The 6,331-nt window shown below is 64.1% G+C and carries 6 protein-coding genes; all 6 read left to right on the top strand.

What is annotated here, in order from left to right; all coding sequences use genetic code 11:
* Positions 1 to 264: 264 nt before the first annotated feature.
* The 6 genes from DS839_RS35465 to DS839_RS35490 are packed head-to-tail and all read left to right on the top strand — an operon-like array spanning position 265 to position 6,128.
* Positions 265 to 1,260 (top strand): BMP family lipoprotein, encoded by a 996-nt coding sequence (locus DS839_RS35465; RefSeq protein ID WP_119275290.1) that lies wholly within the window; start codon positions 265 to 267, stop codon positions 1,258 to 1,260.
* Between the two features lie 31 nt (positions 1,261 to 1,291).
* Positions 1,292 to 2,800 (top strand): ABC transporter ATP-binding protein, encoded by a 1,509-nt coding sequence (locus DS839_RS35470; RefSeq protein ID WP_119275286.1) that lies wholly within the window; start codon positions 1,292 to 1,294, stop codon positions 2,798 to 2,800.
* Positions 2,797 to 3,909, top strand: coding sequence for an ABC transporter permease (locus DS839_RS35475; RefSeq protein WP_368912108.1), 1,113 nt, complete (start codon positions 2,797 to 2,799; stop codon positions 3,907 to 3,909). Before DS839_RS35470 ends, DS839_RS35475 begins: the two co-directional genes overlap by 4 nt.
* 1 nt (position 3,910) lies before the next feature.
* A complete protein-coding gene (locus DS839_RS35480; protein ID WP_119275287.1) occupies positions 3,911 to 4,882 on the top strand; it encodes an ABC transporter permease in 972 nt (323 codons plus the stop codon).
* Positions 4,879 to 5,280, top strand: a complete 402-nt coding sequence (locus tag DS839_RS35485) for a cytidine deaminase (RefSeq protein WP_119275292.1) — start codon at positions 4,879 to 4,881, stop codon at positions 5,278 to 5,280. Before DS839_RS35480 ends, DS839_RS35485 begins: the two co-directional genes overlap by 4 nt.
* Positions 5,277 to 6,128, top strand: a complete 852-nt coding sequence (locus DS839_RS35490) for a purine-nucleoside phosphorylase (protein ID WP_119275288.1) — start codon at positions 5,277 to 5,279, stop codon at positions 6,126 to 6,128. The genes DS839_RS35485 and DS839_RS35490 overlap by 4 nt, the downstream gene beginning before the upstream one ends.
* Positions 6,129 to 6,331: the final 203 nt, after the last annotated feature.

Genomic DNA, 6,331 nt, shown 5'->3' on the forward strand with positions numbered 1-6,331 from the left:
AAAGCAGCTCATCCGTCCGGCCCCAAGGGCACCGGAGGCCTCCCTAATATGTTGCGCGCAAGCCCTTATTTCAAGGCGGGCGGGATTTAAGGCTCATCCTTTCGGTGCCTTGCAAATGACAGCCGACTGGCGTCAACTGGACCCATCGCTGGCCGGGGCTTTTGGCTCAGAGATGAAATTTGGCACGTGACCGGAGGGGATAATTCCCCTTTGTCCGGTTTCGCGCTAGGGTTGGACAACGAAAAAACCGACAGGGAGGTTTTCATGATCAGGAAGCTGTTTGCGGCCGTTGCCATGACGGCATTGATGGCGGGCGCAAGCTTAGCGGCGGATGTCAAGCCCGCGGTCGTCTACGATCTCGGCGGACGCAACGACAAGTCCTTCAACGAAAGCGCCTTCATGGGTGCCGAGAAGTTCAAGGCCGACACCGGCGTCGCCTATCAGGATTTCGAGATCCAGAATGACAGCCAGCGCGAGCAGGCCTTGCGCAAATTCGCCGAGCGCGGCTTCTCGCCCGTTGTCGCCATCGGCTTCAGCCATGCCGAGGCGGTGAAGAAGGTCGCGGCCGAATTCCCCAACACGCAATTCGCCATCATCGACATGGTCGTCGAAGCGCCGAATGTCGCCTCGATCGTGTTCAAGGAGCAGGAGGGCAGCTATCTCGTCGGCGTGCTCGCCGCACTTGCTTCCAAGACCGACAAGGTCGGCTTTGTCGGCGGCATGGACATCCCGCTGATCCGTCGTTTCGCCTGCGGCTATGTCGGCGGCGTCAAGGCGGCCAAGAAGGACGCCGAGGTGTTCCAGAACATGACCGGCACCACGGGTGCCGCCTGGACCGACCCGGTGAAGGGCGGCGAGCTCGCCAAGTCGCAATTCGACCGTGGCGCCGATGTCGTCTATCACGCCGCCGGCGGCACCGGCATCGGCGTGCTGCAGGCGGCGGCGGATGCCGGCAAGCTCGGCATCGGTGTCGATTCGAATCAGAACATGCTGCATCCGGGACATGTGCTGACGTCGATGCTGAAGCGCGTCGATGTCGCGACCTACAATGTCTTCAAGGCCGGGCAGGACGGCAGCTTCAAGCCGGGCGTCACCGTTCTGGGTCTTGCCGAAGGCGGCGTCGGCTGGGCGCTCGACGACAACAACAAGTCACTCATCACGCCCGAGATGAAGACGGCGGTGGACAAGGCGGAAGCCGACATCAAGGCCGGCACCGTTCAGGTCCACGACTATATGGCGGATTCCGCTTGCCCCTACTGACCGGGCCTTGATCATGACTGACGGACGAGCGATGGCGGCACCTCCCGCCATCGCCCTTGCCCATATCGACAAGCGCTTCGGCCCGGTCCACGCCAACAAGGACATATCGCTCGAGATCGAGAAGGGCACGATCCACGGCATCGTGGGCGAGAACGGCGCCGGCAAATCGACCCTGATGTCGATCCTCTTCGGCTTCTATCAGGCCGATTCGGGTGAGATCAGCGTCGACGGCAAGCCGACGCCGATTACGCGCCCGACCGATGCAATCAAGGCCGGCATCGGCATGGTGCATCAGCATTTCATGCTGGTCGGCAAATTCACCGTGCTCGAGAATGTCGTGCTCGGCGCCGAAGGCGGCTTCATCCTCAATCAGGGGCTTGGCAAGGCGCGGCGCGAGCTCGAGCGCCTGGAGAAGGATTATGGGCTCCAGGTCGATCCCGACGCCCAAATCGACGATCTGCCGGTTGGCCTGCAGCAGCGCGTCGAGATCCTGAAAGCTCTCTATCGCGGCGCCGAGGTGCTCATTCTCGATGAGCCGACAGGCGTGCTCACCCCCAGCGAGGCCGAGCATCTGTTCCGCATCCTCAAGCAGCTGAAAGCCCAGGGCAAGACCATCGTCCTCATCACCCACAAGCTCAAGGAGATCATGGCGGTGACCGACCGCGTCTCGGTCATGCGCCGTGGCGAGATGGTGGCGACGGTCGAGACGAAGGCGACGTCGCCCGAAGAATTGGCCGAGCTCATGGTCGGCCGCCGCGTGCTGCTGCGCGTCGTCAAATCCGAGCGCGTCCCCGAGCGCACCGTGCTCGAGGTGAAGAACCTCGTGGTGACGGATTCGGCCGGCACGGTGAAGGTCGACGACGTCTCCTTCATCGTGCGCGCCGGCGAGATCGTCGGCATTGCCGGTGTCGCCGGCAATGGCCAGAGCGAGCTTCTGGAAGCGATCACCGGCATCAGGCCGAGGGCTTCGGGCGAGATCCTGCTCAATGGCAAGCTCTTGCCCTGCGATGCGGCGGAAGCCCGGGCCCAGAAGCTCGCCCATGTGCCGGAGGACCGTCATCGTCTCGGCATCGTCACTTCCTTCGATGCCTGCGAGAATGTCATCCTTGGCTATCACGGCGATGAGGTCTATCAGAAGGGCCTCTTCCAGGATCGCCGCGCCATCCTCGCCGACACCGCCAAGAAGATGGAGGATTTCGACGTCAGGCCGCAGGATCCCTATTTGCGGCTCGGCCTGTTTTCCGGCGGCAACCAGCAGAAGATCGTGCTGGCGCGCGAGATCGAGCAGGATCCCGATCTCCTGATCGTCGGCCAGCCGACGCGCGGCGTCGATATCGGCGCCATCGAATTCATCCATAAGCGGCTGATCGCCATGCGCGACCGCGGCAAGGCGGTGCTCCTCGTCTCGGTCGAGCTCGACGAGATCAGGGGGCTTGCCGACCGCGTGCTGGTCATGTGCGGCGGCCGCATCACCGGCGAATGCGCGCCGGAGACGCCCGAGAAGCAGATCGGCCTGATGATGGCGGGGGCGGCGGCGTGAGCGGCCCTCAGCGAGAGCTGCCGCGCTGGGTCGATATCGGCCTCATCCCGCTGATCAATCTCCTGGCCGCCCTTATCATCACCGGCCTCGTCTTCCTGGCGATCGGCGAATCACCTCTGGAAAGCCTAGGGATCATGCTGAACGGCGCCTTCGGCTATGGCTCAGGCCTCGGCTATACGCTGTTCTACACGACCAACTTCATCTTCACGGGGCTTGCCTTCGCCGTCGCCCTCCATGCCGGCCTGTTCAATATCGGGGCCGAGGGCCAGGCCTATCTGGGGGGCCTCGGCGTAGCCCTCGTCTGCCTGGGGCTCGGCGCGCTTCCCATGGTGATCATCATCCCGCTCGCCATAGCGGGTGCTGCCCTCTTCGGCGCCGGCTGGGCCTTCATCCCCGCCTATCTCCAGGCCAAGCGCGGCAGCCATGTCGTCATCACGACGATCATGTTCAATTTCATCGCCTCGGCGCTGATGATTTATCTGCTCGTCAATGTGCTCTCCCCGCCGGGCTCGATGAATCCCGAGACGCGCACCTTCGATCCCAACGCCCATCTGCCGCTCATCCATGATGTGCTGGCGGGCCTCGGCATCACTGTCGCGCGCTCGCCGCTCAATCTTGCCTTCCTCTGGGCGCTCATTTGCGCCGTCGCGGTGTGGCTGCTCATGTGGCACACGACGCTCGGCTATCAATTGCGCGTCCTCGGCGCCAATCCGGCCGCCGCCGCCTATGCCGGCATGAAGCCGCAGCGGCTGATCATCATCGCCATGCTGATCTCGGGCGCCTTGTCGGGCTTCCTCGCCCTCAATGAGATCATGGGCGCGCAGAACCGCCTGCTGCTCGAATTCACCTCGGGCTACGGCTTCGTCGGCATCGCGGTGGCGCTGATGGGGCGCTCGCATCCCTTCGGCATCGTGCTCGCCGCGATCCTGTTCGGCGCGCTCTACCAGGGCGGCGCCGATCTCTCCTTCGAGAAGCCGACCATCACCCGCGACATGATCGTCGTCATCCAGGGCCTCGTCATCCTGTTCGCGGGTGCGCTCGAGCACATGTTCCGCCCGCATATCGCGAGATTTTTCCAGGGCTCGCGGCTCAAAGCGAAGGAAGCCTGAGATGGCATGGCTCGATCTCATCGCGCAGGTTTCGGGCTCGGCGATCCGCTTCTCGGTGCCGCTGCTCTTCGCCTGCCTTGCCGGTCTTTATTCCGAGCGCGCCGGCGTCTTCGATATCGGCCTCGAAGGCAAGATGCTGATCGGCGCCTTCACCGCAGGCGCCGTCGCCGCGCTCACCGGCTCCGCCTGGCTCGGTCTCCTTGCCGCGGTGCTGGCCTCGGTGCTCTTCGCCCTGATCCACGGTTTCGCCTCGATCACCCATCGCGGCAACCAGATCGTTTCCGGTGTGGCGATCAATTTCATCGCCGCCGGCCTCACCGCGCAATTGGGCGAAACCTGGTTCAAGATTGGCGGCCAGACGCCGCAGCTCACCGCCGACGAGCGTTTCTTGGGCTCGGCATGGCCCTTTGCCGAGGCATTGCGCGGCGTGCCTATCATCGGCCAGGTCTACTCACAGATTCTCTCCGGCCAGAATATCCTGGTCTATGCCGCCTTCCTCGCCGTGCCCTTGACCTGGTGGCTCCTCTATCGCACGCGCTTCGGCTTGCGGCTCCGCGCGGTCGGCGAGAACCCTGCCGCCGTCGACACGGCCGGCATTTCGGTCGAGGCGATGCGCTATGCCGCGGTGATCTGCTGTGGGATCTTGTGCGGCTTCGCCGGCGCCTATCTGTCGATCGCTCAGAGCGCCGGCTTCATCGAATATATGACGGCGGGCAAAGGCTTCATCGCTCTCGCAGCACTCATCTTCGCCAAATGGCGGCCGATCCCCGCCATGTGGGCCTGCCTCCTGTTCGGCGTCCTCGATGCCGTCTCCATCCGCCTGCAGGGCGTTCCCATCGCCGGCATCGGCGTCGTGCCGGTGCAGCTCATGCAGGCGGTGCCCTATATATTGACCGTCATCCTGCTCGCGGGCTTCATCGGCCATGCCGTGGCGCCGAAAGCGGGCGGCGTGCCTTATGTGAAGGAAAAATAGTGGCGGACACATCGCTCATCGCTGCGGCCGTTAAGGCGCGCTCCCATGCCTACGCGCCCTATTCGCGCTTCCTGGTGGGGGCCGCGGTCAAGGACGAGCATGGCCAGGTGCATGCCGGCTGCAATGTCGAGAACGCCGCTTATCCGGAAGGCACCTGTGCCGAAGCCGGCGCCATTGCCGCGATGATCATGGGCGGCGGCAAAAGGATCACCGAGGCGGCCGTGGTGGGTGCCGGCGATGCGCTGGTGACGCCGTGCGGCGGCTGCCGGCAGAAATTGCGCGAATTCGGTGGAAACGATCTCGTCATCCATGTCTGCGACGAGCGGGGCTTGATCAAGCGCAGCTTCACGCTGGGCGAGCTGCTGCCGTCCTCCTTCGGCCCGGACAATCTCGCATGATCAGGGCGGTCGACATATTGCGCGAGCGGCTCGGCACGCTGCGTCCCGAGACCGCGATCATCCTGGGTTCGAGCCTGGGGCCGGTGGCGGAAGCCGTCGCAGCACCGGTGCGCATCCCCTATCGGGATCTGCCGGGCTTTCCGGTGCCGAAAATCTCCGGCCATTCGGGCGAGGTCTTTGCCGGCCATCTGAGCGAAAAGCCGATCCTGGTGCTGCGCGGGCGTGGCCATCCTTACGAAAAGGGCGATGCCGCGGTGATGCGGCCGGTGATCGAGGCGCTCAAGGTTTTCGGCGTCACGCGACTCATCCTCACCAATGCCGCCGGCTCGCTCAAACCCGATATGCGCCCCGGCAGCATCATGCTCATCACCGATCACATCAATTTCTCCGGCATGAATCCGTTGATCGGCGAAGAGGGCGATAAGGGCTTCGTGCCCATGACCAGGGCCTATGATGCGGCACTGGCCGAGGACTTTCGGCAGGCGGCCAAGGCCGAGAAGGTCAAGCTTCATGAAGGCGTCTATGTCTGGTTCTCGGGGCCCAGCTTCGAGACGCCGGCGGAGATCCGCATGGCGCAGTCCTGGGGCGCCCATGCCGTCGGCATGTCGACGGTGCCCGAGGTCATATTGGCGCGCCGCTTCGGCCTCGCCGTGGCGGGCCTTTCGGTCATCACCAATCTCGGCGCCGGGATCGAGGGAGCATCCCCCAGCCATGACGAGACGAAGAGCGAGGGCCAGAAGGCGGTGGGCGACATGGTCAAACTCCTGTTGCGTTTCTGCACGCTCACACCCTCGCCCCGCGAAGCGGGGAGAGGGAAGGGGCCCGCCGCGGAGCGGCGGGAAGGGTGAGGGGCATGGCGCTAACATCTCGCTCCCTCACATGTAGCGATGCAATTTCCATTCAGCGGAGCATAATGGCGCAGATGCTCCTCACCCTCCCATTGCTTCGCATTGGGCCCCTCCCTGTACCCTTCTGGTGTCCTGTGCCGGGGATTAGACTGGCAGGACGGGTCGCTCTGCCGGGAGCCACCAAGCCCTCCGCGTTGCTGCGA

The sequence above is a fragment of the Taklimakanibacter deserti genome (assembly GCA_003574785.1).

Bases quoted from the DNA above. Each gene is read 5' to 3' on its own strand.
- DS839_RS35470 (WP_119275286.1), top strand. From the start codon at position 1,292: ATGGCGGCACCTCCCGCCATCGCCCTTGCCCATATCGACAAGCGCTTC.
- DS839_RS35490 (WP_119275288.1), top strand. From the start codon at position 5,277: ATGATCAGGGCGGTCGACATATTGCGCGAGCGGCTCGGCACGCTGCGT.
- DS839_RS35480 (WP_119275287.1), top strand. From the start codon at position 3,911: ATGGCATGGCTCGATCTCATCGCGCAGGTTTCGGGCTCGGCGATCCGC.
- DS839_RS35465 (WP_119275290.1), top strand. From the start codon at position 265: ATGATCAGGAAGCTGTTTGCGGCCGTTGCCATGACGGCATTGATGGCG.